Below are 23128 nucleotides of genomic sequence, written 5' to 3'. Positions count from 1 at the left end.
AGCATCTGCAGTGTCTTCAGCAGCAACATTTCTACATACGTTATTTTTCTTGTCCCTGTTACCTGTTACCGGCTTATATACACCGTTCTGCCCTGCACGCGGAACGTTATATTTCCTGCTGAGAGGTGGATCTGGTTGAGTACGCCCTGCAAATCGGCTGGTTTTTGCATCATCAGTGTAAAGCTCAGTTTTTCTAACAAAGTATCTTCGAATTTAAAATCATAGTCGAAACTACGGCCAAGGCTATTCGTAATTTCCAGTAGGGGCGTTTCCTCGAAATAGATATTGTTATCCTTCCAGGCGGTAACGATCCCGATATCCGCCTGTTGCTTTCTTAAAGCCCCATTTTGTTCGTTGTAAATCGCCTGCTCCCCGGGAGATAATATAATATCGCTGGTGGTTGCTCCAACGCTTACCTTGCCCGATGCCAGTGTTGTTTGAATATCCGTTGTGTTATAGGTATTTATATTAAATGTTGTACCCAGCACCTTTACATTCATCCCCCCGGCGGTATGCACTATAAATGGCTGGTGCTGATTAGCTGCCACTTCAAAAAAAGCTTCTCCCTGTAACCATACTTCCCGCTTGCTGCCATCGAAAATGGTAGGGTATATCAGTTTTGTTGCAGCATTCACCCATACCCCTGTACCGTCTGCCAATGCAATCCTGATCTTATTTCCCCGGGGCACTACTAATGTATCCAGGGTTTTTACCGACGCTGCTTCATTTTCCTGCTGGTAAACGACGCTGTTGGCATTAGCCTGTACTTTTACACCGTTGCTGTATTGCAGGGTTTGCGGTACGCTGTCCAGCGTAATTACCTTCCCGGCAGATAGCAGCTGTACCTGGTGAGAGGGTTTCAGATCTGCTTTGGCAACTGCCTGCGGCTGATGCGCCGACTGTTTCCGAAGCCAGAAGCCGGCAGTAACTACGATGCCGAGCAATACTGCTGCAGCAACTCCTGTTTTCCAGGCCGACCGCCACCACACTATCTTAGGCCTGCGGGCTTCGCGGGCATCATTGAAACGCTGCCAGCCTTCATCCACAGGAAATCTGTCATATACATTGAGCTTACCCTGTACCTCCTGCGCCATCTCTAACATGGCTTTCTCCTCTGCATTCAACGGCTCTCTGTTAGTGCCATCCAATGCAGCCAGCAGCTTATCCCAGTTTATTTCCTTATCTGATGTGTCCATAATTATCCGTATTAAAGGCAATCAAGTTTTAAAAAAGGGTGAAGGCCGGTGATTATTTTTTTAAAAAAAACAGGATGCAGATAAGTTTTATCATCCATTCGCATTCCTTTCGGAGATATTGGTAAGCCAATTTGATCTGTGTTTTAACAGTGTTTATCGAGATATTTAACTGATCGGCTATATCCTTGTATTTAAACCCATCCCGGTTACTCAGCAGGAATATATGCCGGCGTTGGGCGGGTAAACGCTCAATAGCCGCCCATAAGGCGGCATCCCTGTTGGAAGTCTGTTCCATATCTTCTTCTACTGGTTGTTTCGCGGCGTTCTCCAGTACTTCAGGCTCGTCGAAAGAAGTTTTGCCCGATCTTTTCAGGTAATTAATACAGGCATTCCGGACGGCCCGGATAGCATACCCCTTGAAGTTCTGCGTAATCCGGATCACCTCGCGTTTATCCCAGCAATAAAGAAAAAAGTCCTGCACTACATCTTTGGCAGCCTCCTCATCCTCCAGCATATGGTAGGCAGTGGCGCACAAAAATGTATAGTGAAGCCGGAATAGCCCCTCAAATGAAGCCGGATCAATTGATTCTGGTTGATACATTCACTTCTGCGCCTCTGTGATTAGTAGGCACAAAATAGAGATAAAAATTAAGAATTAGGAATGAAGAAAGAAGAAATAGCGCGAAGACCTTATCGATTTACTATATTTCGATAAGGTCTTCGCGCTATTTCTTCTTTCTTCATTCCCAATTTTTAATTCTTTCTATGGCTCGTTGCTCATGTGCCACCAACCCCTCCATCTCTCCGGCAGGCAGGCCTGAACGCGCAGGTACAAAAAGTACATTTGGATAGTTAAGGATCCGTTCCTGCAATAGCCTCACCCTTTCCATGTGGAAGTCCGATGTAACTATTATGAGCAGATCGGGTTGCGCTTTTTCAATAACGGGCCTGGCTTTTTCAATATCTTCATAAGTATTTGCCGACAACACAAACGGCAGAAAATCCTCTTCCCTGGCCCCTTTTTTCATCAGGGCAGCTTTGGCATAAAAGGCATGTGGCCGGGTAGTGGTATTGAAATGCTCCCCGAAACCACCAGTGCATAATATATTCACATTATCATTGGCTGCATATAAGTGATAAGCACATTCTCCCCGTTCCACAGCAATCTGGCTCAGCCCTCCCCGCTCATCATTAGGGGCGCCCAGCAATAGGATTAGCGTTTTCATGGCCGATATTTTATTAACATCTGTTAAATTTCTGCATTCCGCTGAAATTTAACGTAACTTTTTCTGACTGGTTCAACCGAACTGGCATTAATTTGGCATTCCCTCCATTATAAACCATACTATTATGAAAAAGATCACCTTAGTGGCCATTCTGTTCATTGCCGGTTTATACTACGCTCCGGCTACCACTGCCCAGGTTCGTCTTAATGTGAATGTGAATATTGGCAATCAGCCTTTGTGGGGCCCTGTTGGGTACGACCACGCCGAATACTACTATATGCCCGACATTGATGCTTATTATTCTGTTCCGCAACGTCAGTTTATCTATTACAACGACGACCGTTGGATATTCGCTCCTTCACTGCCTCCCCGCTATAACTACGACCTTTACCGCGGATATAAGGTAGTGATCAACGAATCAAGACCTTACCTGAGAGACGACTACTACCGCAGGGAATATGGCCGGTATAAAGGCTGGTACGGCAAACAGGATCTGATCCGCGACAGCCGCGATGAACGCTATCGCAAATACAACCGTGGCAACGATGATAATCAGGGAAAAGGCCACTGGAAAGAAAACGGGCACGACAATGGTCATGGATATGGCCGTGGTCATAAGCATGGGGAGGATGACTAAGCTGCAGAGGTAATTATCGCTGATGAGATTGGTTAAATTTATAATGCCGGTGTTGCCAACAACACCGGCATATTTTATTTCATTCAGGTAACTGATTCCTATTTCTTATTTTTCTTTCCCACTTCAGCACTATCGGCCTTTTCCCAGGGATACCGGAACCCTGGTTTTATAAACGAAGGATTCGCATCCTGATATCTCACCCCATTGATTGTATAATCTCCCATTACACAACCATAACCTTCGCCCCCCATCGTATACTGCGCCCACATCACCATTTTCATATCTGCGAGCACAAATGGCGGCGCATTTTTTACAACAAACTGGTAAGTATCGTTTACACAAAACCGGGTGTCGGTAGCTTCACTGTAAGTACTTCTGACAGAATCATACCTGTAGCGGGAAAAATGTACGTAAAAGGAATCTGCCTGGCTGCCATTCCTCAGATGCCTGATCAATAAAGGCTCTATCTCTTCATAACTGAAACCCACCATTTGAAAAGTGATATTGTCTGTACTATCCGTTGCGTCACATTTTTCACGGAACTCCCTTCGCTCCTTCTCCGTCCAATGGCTAAAACACCCCATCCAGCAAATGGCTGCTATTATCAGTACCCAGGCTATCGTATACTTCTTTTTTGAGGTCATTATATGGTCGTATTGCCTAAATATAAATAAAATATACCTCTTCCCGATATACACATTTGTGCACTATCTTTGGTGCCGGATACCGGTTTTTTGTTAAACGTTGTTCATAACCCGGTTTCTCCCAACCCATATCATTAATCAGCAAATTCATGAAACAAGCAGTTAACCGGTTATCAGTTTCCATAGCATCGGTCATTATCAGCGGTATCATCTCCACAGCATCTGGTCAAAACAACAACACAGCAAATGCGCTGACGCAATTAACGGAAGGTCATTTCGCGCAGGCACGGGACCTTTCCGCAGCTGCCATCAGTGCCAATAAGAATGACCTGATGGCCTATGCCATCCACGGCAGAGCGCTTCTGGCCGATGCCAAAACTGCGCAGGCCAGCCCGGATTTCGACAAAGCCCTACGGCTGAATCCCAATAGCGGTTTGATTTATGCTTTCAAAGCGTTGGTCGACAAAAACCAGGGCAACGATGCGCAAACGGCCCAATCATTCGATAAAGCCATCGCCTTACTGAGTGCTCCCCAATCCGCCCTCGAGTATTACGCCCGTGGCACCGCATACGACTATCAGAAAAAAAGCGATGCTGCTATGGCCGATTATACCAGGGCACTGGAACTGAATCCACGGTTTGCGCTGGCGTATGCGAAACGGGGTATGATCTATGGAGGAAAGCAGCAGCCCAAAGTGGCCATCGACGAGTATACAAAGGCAATACAGATAAATCCGGATTATGATTACGCCTATTTTCTCCGGGGCAATGCCTATTATGATTTACAACAGTACGACCCCGCCATCACCGACTTCTCCAAAGTAATTCAGCTGAATCCGAAAGATGTGGATGCCTGGTTTGACCGCGGCGTGATGTACAAGAAAAAAGGTCAGTTCGATCTGGCACTGGCCGATTATGCCAAGGTACTTGAGCTCACGCCCAACGACGCCTCCCTTTACGGCAACCGGGGTAATGTATACCTGCTTCAGGGAAAACCCGACCTTGCATTTAAAGACTATAACAAGGCCATTGAACTGGATCCTAAAAAATCGAATTACTACCTTTTCCGGGGAAATATCTATACCCGCTGGGAACAGTTCGAGCCTGCCCTCAACGACTATAACAAAGCCATTGAAGTGGATCCACGGAACGCAGATGCTTATCTCGAACGGGGAAACATTTATCTGAATGCAAAGAAGCAACCTGAAATAGCATTAGCAGATTACCAGAAGGCGGTGGAATTCAATCCTGAGATGTCTAATGGTTATCTGAACATCGGAGTGGTACACCACGATAAACAGCATTTCGCGGAAGCTATTGCCAACTATACAAAAGCGATTGAAAAAGATCCTTCCAACCAGATTGCCTATTATAACCGCGCGGATGCCTATGAGTCGACCGGGCAGAAAAAGCTGGCAAATATTGACCGGAAAAAATATGCCGACTTAGGCGGTAAGTTAACCGCAACGGGAGGAAAAACACGGCAGGAAATTTTTCCGGAAAGTACCTTCGATCCCAAACTGGCTACTGCGGCGTTGAGTCGTGGTACCTCCAGCATTGCGGGAAGAGCCTGTACGAAAAAAGACGGACTTATTTTCAATGCCGCCGGCGTAAAAGTGGTGCTGTTCCCTGTTACGCCCTACCTGGAAGACTGGTATTCGCTGAGAGAGAAAAAAGAAGGCAAAAATACGGGCGTGTATATGTCGGAGGAAGCAAACCAGTATTCGGTGCAAACTACTACCGGCGCCGACGGGCGGTTTATTTTCGAAGGACTGAAGCCCGGCCGGTACTTTATTCAGCTCATTCACAGTTTCAACCAGCGGAAAACCGCCAGGATATTTACCGGTTCCGACGTATGGCAGAATGGGCCGGTACAGCAGGTAACCAATTACTATTATGACCAGGATTATCTGGTAGAGCGTTCGCAGCGACTGGAGAAATTTGTGGAGATTAAAAGCGATGGGGATATGAAAAAGATAACGATGGCGAATGGGTTGATCAAGACATGTGATTTTTGAGTTGTGCTATGAAATCACAGCGACATATACCAGTATTAAATACGATCAGTGATTTTTACAATACCTTCCGTATTGGCACTGCTCAGAATGATTTCTTTACTATTATGCGCATAGAAGACCAGGCGAAGGGCAAATTATTATATATGCCTTTATTCAGGGGCAATTTCTTTCGCCTGGTTTTCTGTAAAACACCCGGTATCCGCTTCCTTCTCCCGGATCAGACAATAGAAACCTCCAAAAACAGCCTGTATTTTACATGGCCCGGAAAAATTGAGAGCTGGCAGCGGGTGGAACTGGTTCATGGATTTCTCTGTTGTTTTACCCCGGCATTCGCCGGCATAGATATGTTGCACCCTTCCTTTGAAAAGGAGTTTCCGTTCCTTACAGCGGAGGCAGACACGATTATCCGTCTTACGGAAAAAGAAGCAGCGGAACTTACCCATACCGCCGAAATTATGCTGGAAGAAATGAACAGCGATCATCCCGATAAATTTGATATACTGCAACACCTGTTACGGGTATACCTGATCCGTATCCGGAGGATGTATTACAGAAAAGTAGCGGCGAAGTCGGCGGTTCAGCTGAATCATGCCACTATCATGAACCGCTTCCGCAGCCGGGTAAATGAATACTTCACACAGTTATCGTCCGGAAAAGCAAAAGCTAAGCCCGGGGTAAGCACCATTGCCCGGATGATGAATATGAATGCCAGCTATCTCAATAGTATTGTCAGGCAATACAGCGGGCGTACGGCTTCTTCCTTTATTCATGAAAAACTGATACTGGAAGCCAAAAGTTACCTGATGCATACTCCTCTGCAGGTAGCGGAAATAGCCTACCTGCTTCAGTTTAACGATGTTCCCTACTTCACCCGTTTTTTTAAACGAATGACAGGCGCCACCCCCGGCGTATTCCGGAATGAAGCATTAAAAAAATTCGATCCCGGCTTTCAGGGAAATAGAGATCTATAAAAAGTACAAGTATCTGTCTGATTAGTATAAGAGAATAACGCCGCTTCGCAGGAATTTTGGGTAGTAAAACAACATACCCGGTCAAACCGGACTTTACTAATTCTTACCTGTCACTTATGGGTTTATCTCAAATGGCCTTTCCCGGCGCAGGCAACCGGGACGGGGATCTGCGTTCCTCCACATTGGTAGTGAGGATCATTTCACTTGCCACCTTCCTTATTTTTTTTCAGGGATTTATGGTAGCGCCGTTGCTACCGCATTTGTCGGCCTACTTCGGTGTTACCGTACAACAAACCAGTTTTATCGAGCCATCCTACCTGCTTGGCTATGGCGCCGTGACGCTGATTTACGCGCCGTTATCGGATCGTTACGGCCGTTTGCCGGTGATTCTGTTTTCATTGGGTTGCTTTATTGTACTAACCATCTGCACCGGGTTTTCGGGCACCGTAAATCAGATGATCCTGTTCAGATTGTTGACCGGATTGGGAGCCGGAGGTATTGCCCCCACCACTATCAGCTGGATAAGTGATACCTTCAGTTATGAAAAGCGCGGGCATGCGCTGGGCATTTTCTTTGGCAGTATGGCCGGGGGCACGGCATTAGGATCATTTGCCGGCGCACTGCTGGAGCCATTGATTGGCTGGAGCTGGCTATTCTTTTCCGTGGCAGCAGTGGGTGCACTGATATTTGTATTATTGCTGCAATACCGCGAGTCATTTAGCAGCGTGCCCGCAGCAGGTGCGCTCAGCTCCGGGGAAATATGGCCGGCCATCCGGGAAATATTAGGCCAGCGACGGGCAGTTGGTACGTATAGCTATGTACTCATCAACGCCATGTTTCATTCGGGCGTATTCACATGGCTGGGATACCTGCTTTTCCGGAATTATCACCTGGGTGAAACAGGTATAGGACTATCGTTACTGGGATATGGAATACCTGGTTTCGTGCTCGGGCCATTCATAGGCAGAATGGCCGACAAATACGGGCGAAACAAAATAATACCCGTTGGCCTGGCTGTTGGGGGCGTATCAGCAATATGCCTGGGGTGCCGGCTGCCTCTGGCAGCTTCTAATATAGTAGTGGCTCTTTTGTCGCTGGGCTTTGATATGACCCATCCCCTGTTTGCTGCCATTGCTACTACCCTTTCGTCCCGGAAAGGGCTTGCAACAGGGCTATTCGCTTTCTTCCTGTTTATAGGTTATGGTTTCGGAAGTTTACTTTTTTCCTTACTGGTGCCATATGGATTGGAAAATACATTTATACTTTTCGGTAGTGCGGCATTGGTGGCTGCATTGATGGCAACGATGGTTTTCAGATCTACCAGATAACGGCATTAAAAACCCGGTTGCAGTAACTGCAACCGGGGATATTACCTTATTTATCAACCTGTGAACGGGGCTCATCACACCCCTTGCGATGGATAGGGATAAATGTATTTACAAGTCGTTTTCACTACTGATCTTATTCCAGCTCACTTCAGATACCTGGTGCTCAATAGTAAGCCTCCCTGCAATTTTTTCCATGGTACCATCTTCATTACTGTTAGCAAGAATTTCGGCAGTGATGATAGCAACGCTGGGATCTCCGTTATCTGTACTCTTGAGAGAACGCAGCAATAATTTATCGTTGTTGTTGGTAGCCTGCAGGAGCAGCACCCTCAGGTGGTTTTCTACATCCTGTTTGCATTTGATAGAAAGCAGATAGCCGATTTGTATAGCTGCATTTTTATCGATCGGCAGATGGCTTAATTTATTGCCCACCGGGCGCATGAGTATATGTGTCAGGATGATAAAACCTGTTCCCACACAGGCTTCCGGGATGAGCTTCATCCCGCACAGTGCACCGATGGCAGCAGAGCACCAGAGTGTAGCGGCGGTGTTCAGGCCACGCACATTGATGCCGTCTTTCATGATCACGCCTGCACCCAGGAAACCAATACCGCTGATTACATAGGAAGTAACTCTTCCGGCTGCATCTCCACCAATCCGCACACCCAGCGCCACAAACATGCTGGCGCCCAATGCCACCAGTATATTGGTACGCAGTCCCGCCATACGTTGCCTCCACTGACGTTCGGTGCCAATAGCCGCGCCAAGCGCAAAGGCTACGGCCAGTCTGATAGTGAAATCATATATCGTGAGCATGATGAATGTCCCTCCGTTTATTTTTCAGCCTGCGATAGCTGCTGCTGCCATAGGCCGGGTTAGTAAATATGCTGTCTTTCAGGCCCAGTGTAATAGTTGGCTTGTTATCCATACCTACCGGGTAATCGTCTTTCTTAGTACGCGACGCGTTTTTCCCAATACTGTACCGGGCAATTCTGCTGATGTTGAAGATGTTGAACATAGCCATGCTTTTTGTGCCTGCTCACCGGCACAGCTTCAGCTACGATAGTGGCGGGCGGTTAAAGAATAAAGGAGAAATAATAAAGGGGATCTCCGTCCATGATATTACTTTTTTAATGCGCTGCAAAGATAGACACGTTCCTCTGAAAAGATGATTATAAACGGAACAGAAATTAATTAGAAAAAAATTAGAGCACTGACAAGCCTGCCTAACCACGGTTTAAAATTTTTTAGTGTCAGACTGACAATTTTAAAAAATATTCCTACATTTACGTAACAAACACTTGAGATGAATTAATCAGAGCACGTTATAGAACATTATCAACCAGATGCCTTCACCAGCAGACAGGCAGTATATTATTTATTGACAATTAGTACTGAGCGCTTTACATATACGGTAAGGCGGGGATTGACACGCCCCTGTATGCAAACGTTTGTATAAAACGTTTGCATAAAAAACAGAGGTGGAAAGCGATAGAGAGGAATACGTTATGAACAGCTGCCATTTTCTCCCGGAAGATACTGCTGCAAAGTACCGGTAACAACCGTCTGCTCTGTCGTACAGGGCAGCTATTACACCACGGCCCGGCCGTGGCAGGGATCCTTATGCCTTTACATGGATTGAATGCTGACTATATACTCTAAAACTAACATGTTATGAAAAAGAGAATTCTTTACATCACGATTTCGTGCCTCCTCCTGGTATGCGCCCTCGCCGGTTCACTGCAGGCGCAACAGGGCACCTATACCGTCAGGGGGAAAGTGATGGACAACACGGGGAATCCTGTACCAGGGGCCACCATCAAGGTGGACAAAGCTTCCCAGGGAACTGTTTCCGACGCCAACGGCAGTTTCTCTATACAACTACACCAACCCGCTTCCCTCATCATCTCGTTTATAGGCCTGTCGTCCAAAACAGTGGCTGTAAACAGCAGCAGCAGTCAACTCAGCGTTATCCTGACCGATAATGGCAAACAGCTCTCCGATGTAGTGGTAGTAGGCTACGGTACCCAGAAACGATCCGACATTACCGGCGCCGTTGTATCTGTACCTAAGCAACGTTTATCCCAACTGCCCGTGACCAACGTATTACAGGCCATGGAAGGCGCCGTGGCAGGTGTGAACATCACTACCACTTCTTCCGTACCGGGGCAACAACCCGCTACCCTTATCCGTGGCCAGAACTCCATCACCGCCTCCACTGGTCCTTATGTGGTAGTGGATGGAGTACCTTTCAGCAAACAGGGCGGTTCCCTCAATGATATCAGTCCGAATGACATCGCCTCCATTGAGATCCTGAAAGATCCTTCTGCGGTGGCCATTTACGGTACCAACGGTTCCAACGGCGTCATCCTCATTACCACCAAGCGTGGCATCACCGGTAAACCGGTGATCAGGTACAACGCCTACGCCGGCCGGGAAGATATTGCGCATATCCTGCGCCCGCGCAACGGCGCTGAATACGTGCAGAAATATGCTGATTACCTGAAACAAACAGGGCAAACACAAACCAGCCCTGTTCCGAACTACGGAGAGCTCGACAACTACAACGCCGGCAAAACAACGAACTGGCTGGATGTTGCCACGCAACCCGGCATCATGCAGGATCATAACCTGACTATTTCAGGAGGTACTAAAGATGTGAAATACTACCTCTCCGGGGAATACATGAACCAGAAAGGTGTCATCAAAGGATATCAGTATAAACGCGTCAGCCTGCGTTCCAATATCGACGCCAACATCACCGATTACCTCACTGTAGGCGTTTCCAGCTTCTTTGCCAACAACAACTACGACGGTGGCCGCGCCAACCTCTTGTTTGCTACTGCTATGAGCCCCTATGGCCAGTTGTACAATACAAACGGCACCTATGCTATTTATCCCATGAATCCGGAACAGCTATACACCAATCCCATGCTGGGATTACTGACCGACCGGATGGACCGTAACACTAATATCACCGGTAACGGCTATGCAGAAATTAAATTCTCCGGTATACTCAGTGGTTTAAAATATCGCCTGAATGCAGGCTACACCTATATCCCCGCCAGCTCCGGCAACTATACCGGCCGCCGCGCGAATGATATGATTGGTACTGCCAGCAAGTACAATGCTGAAACTAACAGCTACACACTGGAAAATATCCTCACCTATAACCGCGACTGGCACCAGCATCATTTCGATTTCACCGGGTTATACAGTGCCCAGGAATACCAGTTCAAATCCACTACGGCAGGAGCCAGTGGCTTTGTAAATGATGAGCTCAGCTTTCATAACCTGGGAGCCGGCGCCACTCAAACGAGTAGCTCCTATGCCAACCGCCGTGCACTGGTATCGCAGATGGCGCGCATCAACTATTCGTACGACAGCCGTTACCTGCTTACCCTCACCGCCCGCCGCGACGGCTCCTCTGTATTCGGCGCCAGCACCAGCAAATACGGCTTGTTCCCGGTAGCAGCCGTGGGCTGGAATATCAGCAACGAACGCTTTATGAAGCCATTGTCTTTCATAGACAATCTGAAACTACGCGCCTCTTATGGTAAATCGGGCAATGAAGCAGTAGGCGTGTATGGTACCATCACTACCGACAATACCGGCCGCTCTCCGTTCAACGGCGTCAGCACCATCGGCGCTTTCCCGGGTAACCTCGGCAACCAGCAGCTGCAATGGGAAACAACTACCGGCGCTAACATCGGCCTCGAATTTTCTTTCCTGAAAAATCGCCTCTACGGAACAATAGATGTGTATAAAACCAATACCTCCGGCTTATTGCTGAACAGAAGTTTGCCTATCATCACCGGCTATGGCAGTGTGCTCGATAATATCGGTAAAACGGCCAACAAAGGATTGGAAGTATCCCTCAATTCCCGCAACCTCGTCAACGGCGATTTCCTCTGGGAAACCGCCCTGGTATACGCCACCAACAAAAATGAGATCGTGGATCTGTACGGCGATAAAAAGAGCGACCTCGGAAACAGATGGTTCATCGGCTCGCCCATCAGTGTGATCTACGACTATGTCATGACCGGCGTATGGCAGACTAATGAAGATGCAAGCAAACAGGATCCCGGCGCCAAACCCGGCGATCTGAAATTTGCAGATCTCACCGGCGATGGTAAGATCACTGCCGACGACCGTAAGATCCTTGGTCAGACTACGCCCAAATGGACCGGTGGTATTACCAATACCTTCCATTATAAAAACTTTAATCTCAGCATTTTCATCCAGACAGTGCAGGGCATTACCAAATACAACCCGGATCTGAACTACGGCGACGAAACCGGCAGAAGAAATACACCAGCTGTGATTGGATACTGGACTCCGGAAAATAACAATAACTCCAGGCCCGCGTTGTCGTACAACAATACGAGAGGTTATGGCTATCCCTCCAACGCCAGCTTCACCCGTATTAAAGATGTAACGCTGAGCTATGTCTTCTCACAAAAATTACTCGATAAACTACACCTGGGTAACCTTACCATTTACGCCAGCGGACGTAACCTGTATACCTTCACCGACTGGATAGGCTGGGATCCCGAGAACAATTATTCAACGAGGGGCTCCGGCGACTGGACCAACAACTACCCGACCGTACGTTCATTTGTTATAGGCGCCAACATCTCTTTACGCTAACCTGAAAATTATCATCATGAAAAAAATATTTAGCAGCATCAGTGCTTTGGTCGCTTTGTCATTGCTCTCAGGTTCCTGCAGCAAGAGCTTCCTCAATGAGAAGCCTTACTCCTCCTATACACCGGCTACACTCAACGATTCGCTGGGTTATGAAGCCTCTCTCGTGGGACTGTACAACCATGTGAGTACCATTTTTTCGTGGTCCAGCCAACAGGGGTGGCCCAGCGTGTGGCAGGTAGGTACCGATGTAGCCAATTCCACCGCCAATCAGCAGGGAATAGAAATCCCGTACTATAATTACGCTACGCTTACTTCCACAGATGGCGCCAGTGCCCGGATGTGGAACCGGCAATACATACTGGTAAATCTTACCAACACGATCATCGACGGGGTAGAATCGCCCTCGCTTACTTCCATCAGTACTGCAGGGAAAACCGCCATCAGTGCGGAAGCTAAATTCTTTCGTGCATATGCTTATAATACACTCGCCACACTGTATGGAAAAGTACCACTGATACTTCATGCGCTCAGCGGGCCCAAAACCGATTTCACCCGTGCGCCGCTGGATGATGTGAACAACGCCATTATCAGCGACCTCACCTTTGCAGCCAGTAACCTGCCGGATATTGAAGCGGTGAAATCCAATACCAAAGGCAAGATGTACGGTCGCGCTAACAAGTATATGGCTATGCAGCTCCTCGCCGAAGTATATCTCCGTACCGGCAAACCCGAGCTGGCGGAGCAACAGGCACAGGCCATCATCAGCAGCAGTAAATTCAGCCTGATCCAGAAACGTTACGGCATCAAGAGTAGCCTGCCGGGCGATTATTATTCGGATATGTTCCAATACGGCAATGAGCGAAGATCCCAGGGCAATACGGAAGCCATCTGGGTATTGGAGCAGGAAAATCCCGCTACGGTTGTAGGTGGCATCACGGATAACCCGCAGCAGCGCCGCGTTTGGGGTGCAGCCTACTACAATGTCAGCGGTATGGTGATCGCCGATTCCCTCGGCGGGCGTGGTATTGCCAGATTACGTCTTAGCAACTGGGTGTTGTACCATCTGTATGACAATGGCGATATTCGTAACTCCAATTACAATATCCGCCGCGTTTATTACTACAATGATGCGAATAAACCGGCGTTGTACGGTAAACAGGTGCCTTATACCGGTCCGGATACCCTCTACAAGATCTGTCCCAGTACCACCAAGTGGGGCGCCTTTGATCCGAACGATACTTTTGGCTATGCTATGATCAAAGACTTCATGCTCATGCGGCTGGGTGAAACCTACCTCCTGCTTGCCGAAGCGCAGGTAAAACAGGGCAAATTGGATGCTGCCGCTGCCACTATTAATATTTTAAGAAGACGTGCACAGGCGCCGGATGCCACTGCGGCACAGATGAATATAGATTTCGTTCTGGACGAAAGAGCCCGCGAACTGGTAGGTGAAGAAAACCGCCGTATGACACTCATGCGCACCGGCACCCTGGTAGACCGCGCCATACGCCTGAACAGCAACGATGTCCAGAAACCGTTGACTGGTCTTACTAAAACCAATTTGCTGCTGCCTATTCCACTGGGTGAGATACAGCTGAATAAGGATGCGGTGCTTGATCAGAATCCGGGATACAATTAGAAGCAATTACGAATATAGAGTGAAGAATTAAGAAACAGCGGGGAGATAGTAGCGAAGATCAACTTCGCTACTATCTCCCCGCTGTTTCTTAATTCTTTATTCCACATTCTTAATTCTAAAAGCCGTTTCTTACTTTGTGAAAGGATCAACCATTTTCTTTAACAACAAATGGCAACTAGCAGCTGGCGGCTGGTAGCTAACGGCTAGCAACAGTTATGAAAAGTCTGGTTTTATGTCATAGCAGCCTGAGGGACGCGGCGCCTGAGCTGCAATATGAGGCAGTCATGTTATTCGGGAAGGAGCTTACCTTCACCTTGATGGAAGCGGATCGCAAGGATCTGGCCTCGCACGCTGATAACGAATATGCAGTGTTGGTGAGGAAGACAGGCTTTTCGCTGAATTTCCGTGATCAGTCGATATTATTACGCATAAATAGTTTATGTGAAGAAAGTGCTGAACAGGGCATTCTTTACTACTCTCCCATCGGCTCCGAATTTGTTGCTGAGGTAGTGTCAACCGGAAAATCGGTGACTACGCTGAAGCCGGGCGACCGGGTAATTCCGGACGGTACCTTTCCTGCAGAGTACAGGGAAATAAGAGGTGGCGTGCCATCAGATTATGCATCGGACCGTTTCGAAATATTCCATGAAAGACAGTTATTGAAAATACCGGATGCTATGCCGGATGAAATCGCCGCCGGCTTTACCATTGGCGCGCAAACGGCTTATGCTATGGTCAGGAAAGCAGGCATCAGGCCAGGGGAAAATGTATTGATCACAGCTGCCTCTTCCAGTACTTCCATCTTTGCGCTGGCGGCACTGCAACATAGTGGAGCCAATATTTACCTGTTATCAGCGTCTCCACGTCCGGCTTCGCCATTTGAGCGTTACCGTTTCACGAAACTATTGCATGCACCGCTCGATGCCGGATCTGCATTTCAGCAGCTCTCAGCGGCCATTGGCGGGTTTGATGTGGTGATAGATCCCTACACCGATATTTATCTTTCCCCTCTTATCTCACATATAAAAATGAACGGGAGATATGTTACCTGCGGGTTTCAGCGGCAGCACAATCTGATGCTGCAAGCCTTTCATGCACAGGAAGGAAAAATTTTTCCCGTAATACTCAGTGCTATTGCCAACAATATCAGCATTATCGGTAACTGCCTGGGCAACAGCGCAGATCTCCGTAATGCGGTAGATGACTATTGCAACGGCAAACTATCGCTGGCAGCGGATAGTATATATACCGGCGATGATTTCAAAGCATTTATTGAACGAAGCTTTAACGACAGGACACGGGTAGGGAAAACGGTATACCTCTACGAGGGAATGAAGAATATGGAATGAAGAATTAAGAATGAAGAGCGAAGATCTTAGCGGGTAATGCTCTATATTATTGTTACCCGCTAAGATCTTCGCTCTTCATTCTTAATTCTTCATTCCATATTCTTCATTCATTCTTAATGTTCATCCGCGCTCGGACCGTAACTTCCGGGAATCGGTACATCGAGCAGGCGCAGATAAACACCCAGTTGAGCCCGGTGGTGAACAGTCTGGCAGTACGACATCCGGATCACTTCATGCTTGGTGGAGATGTTGTGTACCTGATCGCCGCTGCGGAGGGTCCAGAGCTCTTCGAGTTGAGCATCGCTGGCCTTTTTCAGTTGTTCACGGCCGGCCTCGAGCGATTGGTTGAAATATTGAAGCAGTTCTTCGGTGCTGTTGATTTCAGGTTGAGTGTAAGGGTTCTGAGCAAAATCCAGTTCACTGGTGGTAAGTGCCATATCTACCCAGCCCGGGAGCTCCGCCACGTGGCGTGCCAGCCAGATCAGGGTGCCGCTTTTAGGATGGGGTTTCCAGCCGAATTGTTCAACAGGAACGCGTTCCAGCATTTTACGGGTAGTAACAGCTTCTTTTTCTAATTCTTTCAGGAGCATTTCAACATGTGTCATAATAGTGTGTTTTTAGTAGGTTCTTGCTTTGTGTTGTTTGATGATACAAAGTAAAAACCGGGATGTGACAACCCTATGTCAGTAGCCTGGAAAAATATTTTTGGACCCGGTAGTTTTGTTATTGTCTGAATAGAGAGGATAATAGACGGAACAGATATAATATTAAATCTAATTCACATAAATCTGATCAATTTGGCCATAACTTATTAAATTTATACCTTTATGGCCAAATTGAGAAATATGGACAAACTCATTGGCCGTAAAAAAGAACTTGATTTGCTTAACCAATTAAGAGATAAAAAATCTTCTACTTTTGTTGCTGTGTACGGAAGAAGAAGAGTTGGGAAAACTTTTTTAATCAGGCAGGCCTTCGATAATAAATTTGATTTTTATTTGACAGGTATGTCCAATGTCAACCTATCGCAGCAACTATCTAACTTTCATGCTGCATTGACGAAATACGACCCTTCTGCCTATGGGAAAAAACCTGCCGCTGATTGGTTTACCGCATTTCAACAGCTCTCTGTTTTACTGGAATCAAGTAAGCGGAAAAAGAAAATAATTTTCCTGGATGAGCTTCCCTGGCTTGATACAGCACAATCTGATTTTGTCCCTGCACTGGAACATTTCTGGAATTCCTGGGCAAGTATGAGAAATGATGTAGTGTTGATTGCTTGCGGATCAGCGGCAGGATGGATGATCAACAAACTTATTAACAACAAAGGCGGTTTGCATAACCGCGTGACCCACCGGATTAGATTAGAACCTTTTACATTGAAAGAATGTGAGTACTTCCTAAAATATAAAAAGGCAATATTTGACAGGTATCAGATTATACAATTATACATGGTTATGGGGGGAATTCCCTTTTATCTGGAGCAGATAGATGTAAGGCAAAGTGCTGCCCAAAACATTAATAGATTATGTTTTGAGAAGGACGGAATACTTCGCTCGGAATTTGATAACCTGTACCAATCACTATTTGACAATGCAGACAAGCATATTGCGGTAATAGAAGCATTGAGTAAAAAAGCGAAGGGGCTAACGCGCGGAGAACTAATCAAGGGCGCAAAACTTGCCACCGGTGGGAGTGTTACCAGGATTTTAAAGGAGTTGGAAGAAAGTGGTTTTATCCGCAAATATATCTCATACGGAAAAAAGGAGAGGAATAGTCTTTATCAGCTAACTGATTTTTATTCATTGTTCTATTTAAAGTTTATAAGAAAGGCTGGCATATTGGATGAAAATGCCTGGATTAATGGATTGGATAGCCCGGAACAACGTGCGTGGAGTAGCTACGCTTTTGAACAGGTATGCCTTACTCATATAGGGGAAATTAAAAAAGCGCTGGGTATCAGCGGCGTGCAAACAACAACGTCATCCTGGATAAGTACTGCAGGTGCCCAAATTGATCTGGTAATTGACAGGCGTGATCAGGTAATCAATATTTGCGAAATGAAATTCTCTATCAATAATTTCACAATCGATAAAAAATATGCCGAAGAACTGAGAAATAAGGTGGGTATTTTTAGACAGGAAACAAAAACACGTAAAGCCATTTTTTTAACTATGATAACAACTTTTGAATTGAATAAGAATAATTACTCGAATTCGCTTGTGCAAAATAGTTTGAAGATGGATGTTTTGTTCGATTGATAATAAGAAGATAAATCAATACTATTGTAGGCCGGTTTCAATTGCCCATTCTTCATATGATCCTCCTTCATCCGCATAAAGGTGGCATCCGGGGATGATAACTACTGGTCCCACCAGGTTTATACTGTTGCTGCAGTCCACTTATATCAACCTTGTCCAATACTTCGCTAACCGTTCGTACTGGATGGCCTGCCTCTATTAATTCATTTAGATCTGGTGGTAACAATATCCCCTGGTGTTGATGGTTGCTCTTAAATACCACCGATAAGGTTTTACCTCCTGCCATACATATATAACAACAGCTATAACCTTAATGATCTGGCTAGCAGCTACTTTATTTATCCACCACCATTATGAATAAACACCATCTTAAAACTGAAAAATGAAAAAAGGGTGCCTCTTTCTTTTGAGACACCCTCTTCTTGTTTTTGAACGTCTGTAAAAACCCAAACTCTGACTGCATTTTAATTGCCCATGACCTGTCGGAACTGTTCCCCATTTCCTACCGGTTCAACGCACCCTTCTTTTATTCCAACCTCAATATCCCTTATTCTGCACCAGGTTACTATTGATCTGAATCTCCCGGAAAGGAATTGCATAAACAAGCCGGTCCTCATTGATGGCGAAAGCGATCGGTAACAGCCATCCATACAGGGCTTTCAGCCGCTGGCCCTTCGCCTTGATGACATCAATGGCTAAACCATTCCGCACCAAGTCCGTCCAGCGGTGATTCTCGAATGCCAGCTCATGCCGCATCTCATTCGCAACATTCAGCGCCGTAACGGTGCTGAGCTCAGGCAACCCAGCCCGTCTCCGCACCTGGTTGATATACGGCAAAGCTTCGGAATGCTTGCCCTGGGCAACCAGGCCTTCGGCCAGCAAAAGCAGCGCCCCGGCATAACGGAACACCGGCCAGTTGTCATTGGTGTTAAATTCCACCTGGTAAGGCGGGTGCAGGTATTTCCTGATAAAGTAGTAGTAGCCTGCACCGGCCGCAGGCTGGTAGCCCACAGGGCTTTTAACCGCGGTAACAGTCATCACTTCATTGTCAATAGTTCCTTCGGCTACGGCAATTGAAGCAGGTAGCCTCAGATCACCATTTTCATAGGAGTCCACCATTTCCTGCGTGGGCACATTCCACCCGCCGCTGGCCAATCCGCCACGGGCATTGGTGCCGTTCACGCCAAGGATGAAACCAGGGTTGGTTGCTTTCGGGATGAAGCGCCAGATAAAATCACTCTGCTGGCCTTCATTTCCCTGCTTGTACTGTATTTCAAATATAGACTCCCGGTTGTTCTTGTTGCCGGGATCAAAAACATCAGCATAATTACCCAGCAGCGCATAGTTCATTGCTGTGATATTCTGCAGCTCCGATATGGCTTTTTCATATTCTTTGGCTGGCTTGGACATATACGCATAAGCAAGCAACATCTTTGCCGCGCCTTTTGTAGCCCTGCCCGATTGGGGAAAGCTGGCAGCCGTTGGCAGCAACGGGATGGCAGCAGTGAGGTCAGTGATGATCTGGCCATAAACATCATCGACTGTCGATTTGGGGAGGAACGCCTCTCCGGTGCTCTTGATTTCCGCAAGCTGCAGCGGTACTCCGCCATAATGCTGTACAAGGTCATAATAGTAGAAAGCCCGCAGGAATAAGGCTTCGCCACCTATCTTATCTTTTTCTTCGGCAGAGAGTGATGAGCTTTTCAGCTGGGTCAATATCGTGTTGACCTTGGAAATGCCCTGGTACGCATTGCCATAGCGATTGCCGGGTGAGTTGGGCTCCTGGCTGGATGTGCTATTGTCCCTGAACTCAGCAATAGCCTCTGCGCTGGTGGAAGTACCCCTATCAGCCGAATACCGGGTATAAAATGTGTTGTCCGATCTCATCTCGTCCATATAAATGCCCATGAATGCAATCCCCCGGAGGTTGGTGTAAGCGGCAACAACCGCCTGGTCAAACTGCTGGAAATTTTTGTAGAACGAAGCGGAGCTCAGTGAAGTAGGAGGAACCAGGTTCAGGAAATCGTTGCTGCAGGCGGATAACACCACCGTCAAAACGAATAAGTTTATTTTTCTTTTCATCTTTTTCACGTTTAAATAGTTACCGGTTAAAAACCTGCATGGATACCAAAGGAAAATATACGGGGCACCGGGTAGCCGGTGAAATCGCGGCCCTGATTCAGGCCGTTCAATCCGCTGAACCCCGCTTCGGGATTGAGCCCAGGGTAATTGGTGAGAATGAATGCGTTCTGGGCGCTGATATAGGCCCGCAGGCTCTTGAAATAACGGGTGCCCCGCGGCCGCAACGTATAGCCTAACGTGATGTTCTTGGCGGCTATGTATGACCCGTCGAATACCTGCCTGCTTGTAAAATTCCGGAAGCTTTCGGTGGTGCCGCTCCTGGTACGCGGATAGATCCCGTCGCCCGGATTTTCCGGCGAACGCCAACGGCGCGCTACGCCTTTCCGGACGTTGAAAACACCGTCGAGGTTTTCGGTCGACTGGAAAGCATCGTCTGCAATATCATTACCTACAGTACCTGCTAAGACAATGCTCAGATCGAATTTATTATAGGCGAATGTATTGGTGATACCGTACACGAATTTTGGATTGGGATTTCCGATGAATGTCCGGTCGTAACTATCGATCTTGCCATCGGGAACGCCATCCGGCCCGCTCACATCCTTAAACCTGGCTGTGCCAACCATGGAAGTGGCTCCATGCGGCTGGGATTCAAATTCCTCCTGGGTCATATACACCCCGGTATTGATGTACCCATAGAACAGACCGATAGGATGACCAACGGCGGTGCGGTTATCATCCCAATATTCACCATACCCTCCTATGGGGGCGTCATTTGTACCGAGCTTTCTGACCAGGTTGCGATCAAATGAAATATTGAGGTCAGTGCTCCATTTAAATCTGCCCACCAGGTTCTGGGAGGAAACCGTGAATTCATGTCCCCAGAAATCGAAGCGTCCCACATTGGATGTGATACTCGAAAAACCTGATTGTATCGGGATATCGATCCCATATAGCAGACCGTCCGTTTTTTTCCGGTAGTAATCATAGGTGAAGGACAAGCGGCTTTTGAATAGTTCCAGGTCCAACCCCAGGTCATACCCTTCAGTGGTTTCCCATGTGAGGTAGTTGTTGCCGATACCGTTCAGCGATTTCCCCGGGGTTACCTGGCCGTTAAAAGCATAGTCATTGCTGCTTACCGCAGACAGGTAAGTATAGTCGCCAATGTTGTTGTTCCCCAACTTTCCATAGTTTGCCCGCAGCTTCAGGAAGGCAATGCTCCTGATGGCATGCATGAATGGTTCTTCAGACGCCACCCAGCCAACTGAAACGGAAGGGAAATTGCCGAAGCGGGTATTCTGACCGAATTTGGAAGAGCCGTCACTGCGGAAAGCAAATGAAGCCAGGTATTTGCCTTTATAATTGTAATTGAGCCGGCCCAGGTAGGAAAGCAATGACCATTCCGTTGCGCCCACATTGCCAATACGGGTGATCGCCGCGCTTATCCAGGGAATGGCGTCATCCGCAAACTGCCGGCCATCGATGTTGCTGTTTTCACTGGTGAACTTTTGAACTGTATAACCGCCAAGCAGATCGAAGTGATGGTTATTCCTGATAGTTTTCTCATAGGTGACCGTGTTTTCGCTCAGCCATGTCAAAAAGCTACTGGTGTTATATGAGCCGGTAGCCAGTTGTGGCGGGGCGCTTCCCAGCCCACCCTGCGATGTTGAGGGATTGAAGGCCCGCGTAGTGGTGTTATCAGTATTGACATTGATGCTGGTCTTGACCTTCAGTCCTTCTAAGATCTTAAACTCGGCATATCCGTTTGCCAGGAACCGGTTGGCTTTTGCCTTCAGTGTACGTTGGGTTACTACCAGGTACCAATTGGGCTGGGGAAACATCCCCGGCTGTGAAAAGGATATCGGATAGGACCCATCCGGGTTTTTGTAGTTCAGTGAGGGATCCATCAGGTAGGCAAGCTGGATGATATTGCGACCATTGTCCAGTCCAGACACACTGTTGTTGCTTCCGTTGGAAAACTCTAGATTAAGGCCCAGGGTCAGCCTGTCCGATACGGTGTATACATTATTCGTACGTGCTGTGATCCGTTGATCGGAAGTATTGAGTATAACGCCTTCCTGCTTGTTAAAGTTAAGGTTGAAAACTGACTTCAGCTTATCTGTTCCGGAACTGTAGGAGATGTTGTAATTCTGGTTCAGCGCCTCACGGAGCAATACATCAAACCAGTCGGTACCATAATTGCCGGCATACCGGCCGGGATCAGCATATGCCTCAGGCACTCCTCCTGTATAGCCTTCATACTTTGCGGCGTCTTCGTAGTATTCTTTTTTGAACTGCGCGAATTCCTCCGCATTCATCAGGTCGGGCCTTCCCCGTTGGGGCACCCGCTGTATGCCCATATTGACGGAGAGCTCCAGGCTTTGCTGCCCGGCTTTGGCCTGTTTGGTCGTAACCAGGATAACTCCGTTTGCAGCCCGCGATCCATAGAGGGCCGCCGATGACGCATCCTTCAGGACCGTAATGGTTTCAATCTCATCGGGGCTCAGGACCTGGAGCCCGCTCACAGAAGGAAACCCATCAATCACAATCAGCGGGTTGTTGCCGGCGCCAATGGAAGCAGCGCCACGGATGCGGAATGACATCTCTGATCCCGGAGTGCCTGAATTGTGGCTGATCTGCACGCCGGCCAGCTTGCCCTGCAGTTTCTGACCGATATTGGCTACCGGCATATCCTGCAGCTTCAATGCGTCTACCTGGCCCACAGCGCCTGTGAGCTCCCGTTTCTTCTGTTTGCCGTAGCTGACCACAACCACCTCGTTCAGCAATTCCGATTTTGGCGACAATGCAATTTGCAAAGGGCTGCCGTCCACCTTTACCGCTCTCTCTATGTACCCCATATAACGAAATACCAGCACATCGCCTGTTGATGCCCGGATGGTGAACCTGCCCTGTTCATCAGTATGTGTGCCCACCGATGTTCCCCTGATGCCAACCGATGCATTGACGATTGGCGCAGCTGTTGCAGAATCGGTGACCGTCCCCGTCACCGGCGCCTGCGAACGCGCGGGCAGGATGTTCAACAGCATAAATAGTGGCAACAGCGTACCGCAAAGCCACTTTTTGTAGCAGTTCATTTTCATAACTAGAAATTTTTTGGTTTACGCGT

17 protein-coding genes and 1 pseudogene are annotated in these 23128 nt (G+C 47.6%); 8 read left to right on the top strand and 10 right to left on the bottom strand.

The features are described from left to right. Positions 1–65: 65 nt before the first annotated feature. The 3 genes from UNH61_RS04655 to UNH61_RS04645 form a co-directional block, all read right to left on the bottom strand. A complete protein-coding gene (locus UNH61_RS04655; protein WP_326990956.1) occupies positions 66–1196 on the bottom strand; it encodes a FecR domain-containing protein in 1131 nt (376 codons plus the stop codon). Between the two features lie 52 nt (positions 1197–1248). After that, positions 1249–1797 (bottom strand): RNA polymerase sigma-70 factor, encoded by a 549-nt coding sequence (locus UNH61_RS04650; RefSeq protein ID WP_326990955.1) that lies wholly within the window; start codon positions 1795–1797, stop codon positions 1249–1251. Positions 1798–1936: 139 nt separating this feature from the next. Continuing rightward, positions 1937–2422, bottom strand: a complete 486-nt coding sequence (locus UNH61_RS04645) for a YdcF family protein (protein WP_326990954.1) — start codon at positions 2420–2422, stop codon at positions 1937–1939. Between the two features lie 124 nt (positions 2423–2546). Between UNH61_RS04645 and UNH61_RS04640 the strand changes: the two genes are divergently transcribed. Continuing rightward, positions 2547–3059 (top strand): hypothetical protein, encoded by a 513-nt coding sequence (locus UNH61_RS04640; protein ID WP_326990953.1) that lies wholly within the window; start codon positions 2547–2549, stop codon positions 3057–3059. A gap of 98 nt (positions 3060–3157) precedes the next feature. Here UNH61_RS04640 and UNH61_RS04635 read toward each other — a convergent pair whose 3' ends face one another. After that, the gene (locus tag UNH61_RS04635) at positions 3158–3703 is read right to left on the bottom strand and encodes a hypothetical protein (protein WP_326990952.1); all 546 of its coding nucleotides are present in this window, start codon (positions 3701–3703) and stop codon (positions 3158–3160) included. Positions 3704–3852: 149 nt separating this feature from the next. Between UNH61_RS04635 and UNH61_RS04630 the strand changes: the two genes are divergently transcribed. The 3 genes from UNH61_RS04630 to UNH61_RS04620 all read left to right on the top strand — a co-directional run bounded on the left by UNH61_RS04630 (position 3853) and on the right by UNH61_RS04620 (position 8020). After that, a complete protein-coding gene (locus UNH61_RS04630) occupies positions 3853–5721 on the top strand; it encodes a tetratricopeptide repeat protein (protein WP_326990951.1) in 1869 nt (622 codons plus the stop codon). An 8-nt stretch (positions 5722–5729) separates the two neighbouring features. Beyond that, on the top strand, positions 5730–6692 hold the full coding sequence (locus UNH61_RS04625) for a helix-turn-helix transcriptional regulator (protein ID WP_326990950.1): 963 nt from the start codon (positions 5730–5732) through the stop codon (positions 6690–6692). Between the two features lie 116 nt (positions 6693–6808). Further along, positions 6809–8020: an MFS transporter gene (locus tag UNH61_RS04620; protein ID WP_326990949.1), complete on the top strand. Its 1212-nt coding sequence runs from the start codon at positions 6809–6811 to the stop codon at positions 8018–8020. A gap of 108 nt (positions 8021–8128) precedes the next feature. Here UNH61_RS04620 and UNH61_RS04615 read toward each other — a convergent pair whose 3' ends face one another. Beyond that, complete coding sequence (locus UNH61_RS04615) at positions 8129–8836, bottom strand: MgtC/SapB family protein (protein WP_326990948.1); 708 nt, start codon at positions 8834–8836, stop codon at positions 8129–8131. Then, positions 8820–9038, bottom strand: a complete 219-nt coding sequence (locus tag UNH61_RS04610) for a hypothetical protein (RefSeq protein ID WP_326990947.1) — start codon at positions 9036–9038, stop codon at positions 8820–8822. The genes UNH61_RS04615 and UNH61_RS04610 overlap by 17 nt, the downstream gene beginning before the upstream one ends. A 656-nt stretch (positions 9039–9694) precedes the next feature. On the opposite strand from UNH61_RS04610, the gene UNH61_RS04605 reads away from it, so the two are divergent. The 3 genes from UNH61_RS04605 to UNH61_RS04595 all read left to right on the top strand — a co-directional run bounded on the left by UNH61_RS04605 (position 9695) and on the right by UNH61_RS04595 (position 15658). Continuing rightward, complete coding sequence (locus UNH61_RS04605; protein WP_326990946.1) at positions 9695–12670, top strand: TonB-dependent receptor; 2976 nt, start codon at positions 9695–9697, stop codon at positions 12668–12670. Positions 12671–12686: 16 nt separating this feature from the next. Continuing rightward, entirely contained in the window at positions 12687–14309 is a 1623-nt protein-coding gene (locus UNH61_RS04600; protein ID WP_326990945.1) for a RagB/SusD family nutrient uptake outer membrane protein, read from the top strand. 215 nt (positions 14310–14524) lie between these two features. Next, positions 14525–15658 carry a medium chain dehydrogenase/reductase family protein gene (locus UNH61_RS04595; RefSeq protein ID WP_326990944.1) on the top strand — a complete coding sequence of 378 codons (1134 nt, stop codon included), beginning with the start codon at positions 14525–14527 and terminating at the stop codon, positions 15656–15658. A gap of 113 nt (positions 15659–15771) precedes the next feature. On the opposite strand, the gene UNH61_RS04590 is transcribed toward UNH61_RS04595, so the two are convergent. Then, positions 15772–16263, bottom strand: a complete 492-nt coding sequence (locus UNH61_RS04590; protein WP_326990943.1) for a DinB family protein — start codon at positions 16261–16263, stop codon at positions 15772–15774. A gap of 240 nt (positions 16264–16503) precedes the next feature. Between UNH61_RS04590 and UNH61_RS04585 the strand changes: the two genes are divergently transcribed. Further along, positions 16504–17919, top strand: coding sequence for an ATP-binding protein (locus UNH61_RS04585; protein ID WP_326990941.1), 1416 nt, complete (start codon positions 16504–16506; stop codon positions 17917–17919). 85 nt (positions 17920–18004) lie between these two features. Here the strand turns inward: UNH61_RS04585 and UNH61_RS04580 are convergent. The 3 genes and pseudogenes from UNH61_RS04580 to UNH61_RS04570 all read right to left on the bottom strand — a co-directional run. Next, positions 18005–18205: pseudogene (locus tag UNH61_RS04580) on the bottom strand (hypothetical protein); the annotation flags it as partial. Positions 18206–18456: 251 nt separating this feature from the next. Continuing rightward, complete coding sequence (locus UNH61_RS04575) at positions 18457–20001, bottom strand: RagB/SusD family nutrient uptake outer membrane protein (protein WP_326990940.1); 1545 nt, start codon at positions 19999–20001, stop codon at positions 18457–18459. 26 nt (positions 20002–20027) lie between these two features. Then, a complete protein-coding gene (locus tag UNH61_RS04570) occupies positions 20028–23102 on the bottom strand; it encodes a TonB-dependent receptor (RefSeq protein ID WP_326990939.1) in 3075 nt (1024 codons plus the stop codon). Between the last annotated feature and the right edge of the window lie 26 nt (positions 23103–23128).

This window comes from Chitinophaga sp. 180180018-3 (assembly GCF_037893185.1).
GTDB lineage: Bacteria > Bacteroidota > Bacteroidia > Chitinophagales > Chitinophagaceae > Chitinophaga.
Note: the sequence above shows the minus strand (reverse complement) of the source record. Positions and strands in the feature narration are given on the sequence as shown.

Bases quoted from the DNA above. Each gene is read 5' to 3' on its own strand.
- UNH61_RS04595 (WP_326990944.1), top strand. From the start codon at position 14,525: ATGAAAAGTCTGGTTTTATGTCATAGCAGCCTGAGGGACGCGGCGCCT.
- UNH61_RS04635 (WP_326990952.1), bottom strand. From the start codon at position 3,703: ATGACCTCAAAAAAGAAGTATACGATAGCCTGGGTACTGATAATAGCA.
- UNH61_RS04650 (WP_326990955.1), bottom strand. From the start codon at position 1,797: ATGTATCAACCAGAATCAATTGATCCGGCTTCATTTGAGGGGCTATTC.
- UNH61_RS04655 (WP_326990956.1), bottom strand. From the start codon at position 1,196: ATGGACACATCAGATAAGGAAATAAACTGGGATAAGCTGCTGGCTGCA.
- UNH61_RS04610 (WP_326990947.1), bottom strand. From the start codon at position 9,038: ATGTTCAACATCTTCAACATCAGCAGAATTGCCCGGTACAGTATTGGG.
- UNH61_RS04630 (WP_326990951.1), top strand. From the start codon at position 3,853: ATGAAACAAGCAGTTAACCGGTTATCAGTTTCCATAGCATCGGTCATT.
- UNH61_RS04585 (WP_326990941.1), top strand. From the start codon at position 16,504: ATGGACAAACTCATTGGCCGTAAAAAAGAACTTGATTTGCTTAACCAA.
- UNH61_RS04640 (WP_326990953.1), top strand. From the start codon at position 2,547: ATGAAAAAGATCACCTTAGTGGCCATTCTGTTCATTGCCGGTTTATAC.
- UNH61_RS04570 (WP_326990939.1), bottom strand. From the start codon at position 23,102: ATGAAAATGAACTGCTACAAAAAGTGGCTTTGCGGTACGCTGTTGCCA.
- UNH61_RS04605 (WP_326990946.1), top strand. From the start codon at position 9,695: ATGAAAAAGAGAATTCTTTACATCACGATTTCGTGCCTCCTCCTGGTA.
- UNH61_RS04600 (WP_326990945.1), top strand. From the start codon at position 12,687: ATGAAAAAAATATTTAGCAGCATCAGTGCTTTGGTCGCTTTGTCATTG.
- UNH61_RS04645 (WP_326990954.1), bottom strand. From the start codon at position 2,422: ATGAAAACGCTAATCCTATTGCTGGGCGCCCCTAATGATGAGCGGGGA.
- UNH61_RS04625 (WP_326990950.1), top strand. From the start codon at position 5,730: ATGAAATCACAGCGACATATACCAGTATTAAATACGATCAGTGATTTT.
- UNH61_RS04615 (WP_326990948.1), bottom strand. From the start codon at position 8,836: ATGCTCACGATATATGATTTCACTATCAGACTGGCCGTAGCCTTTGCG.
- UNH61_RS04575 (WP_326990940.1), bottom strand. From the start codon at position 20,001: ATGAAAAGAAAAATAAACTTATTCGTTTTGACGGTGGTGTTATCCGCC.
- UNH61_RS04590 (WP_326990943.1), bottom strand. From the start codon at position 16,263: ATGACACATGTTGAAATGCTCCTGAAAGAATTAGAAAAAGAAGCTGTT.
- UNH61_RS04620 (WP_326990949.1), top strand. From the start codon at position 6,809: ATGGGTTTATCTCAAATGGCCTTTCCCGGCGCAGGCAACCGGGACGGG.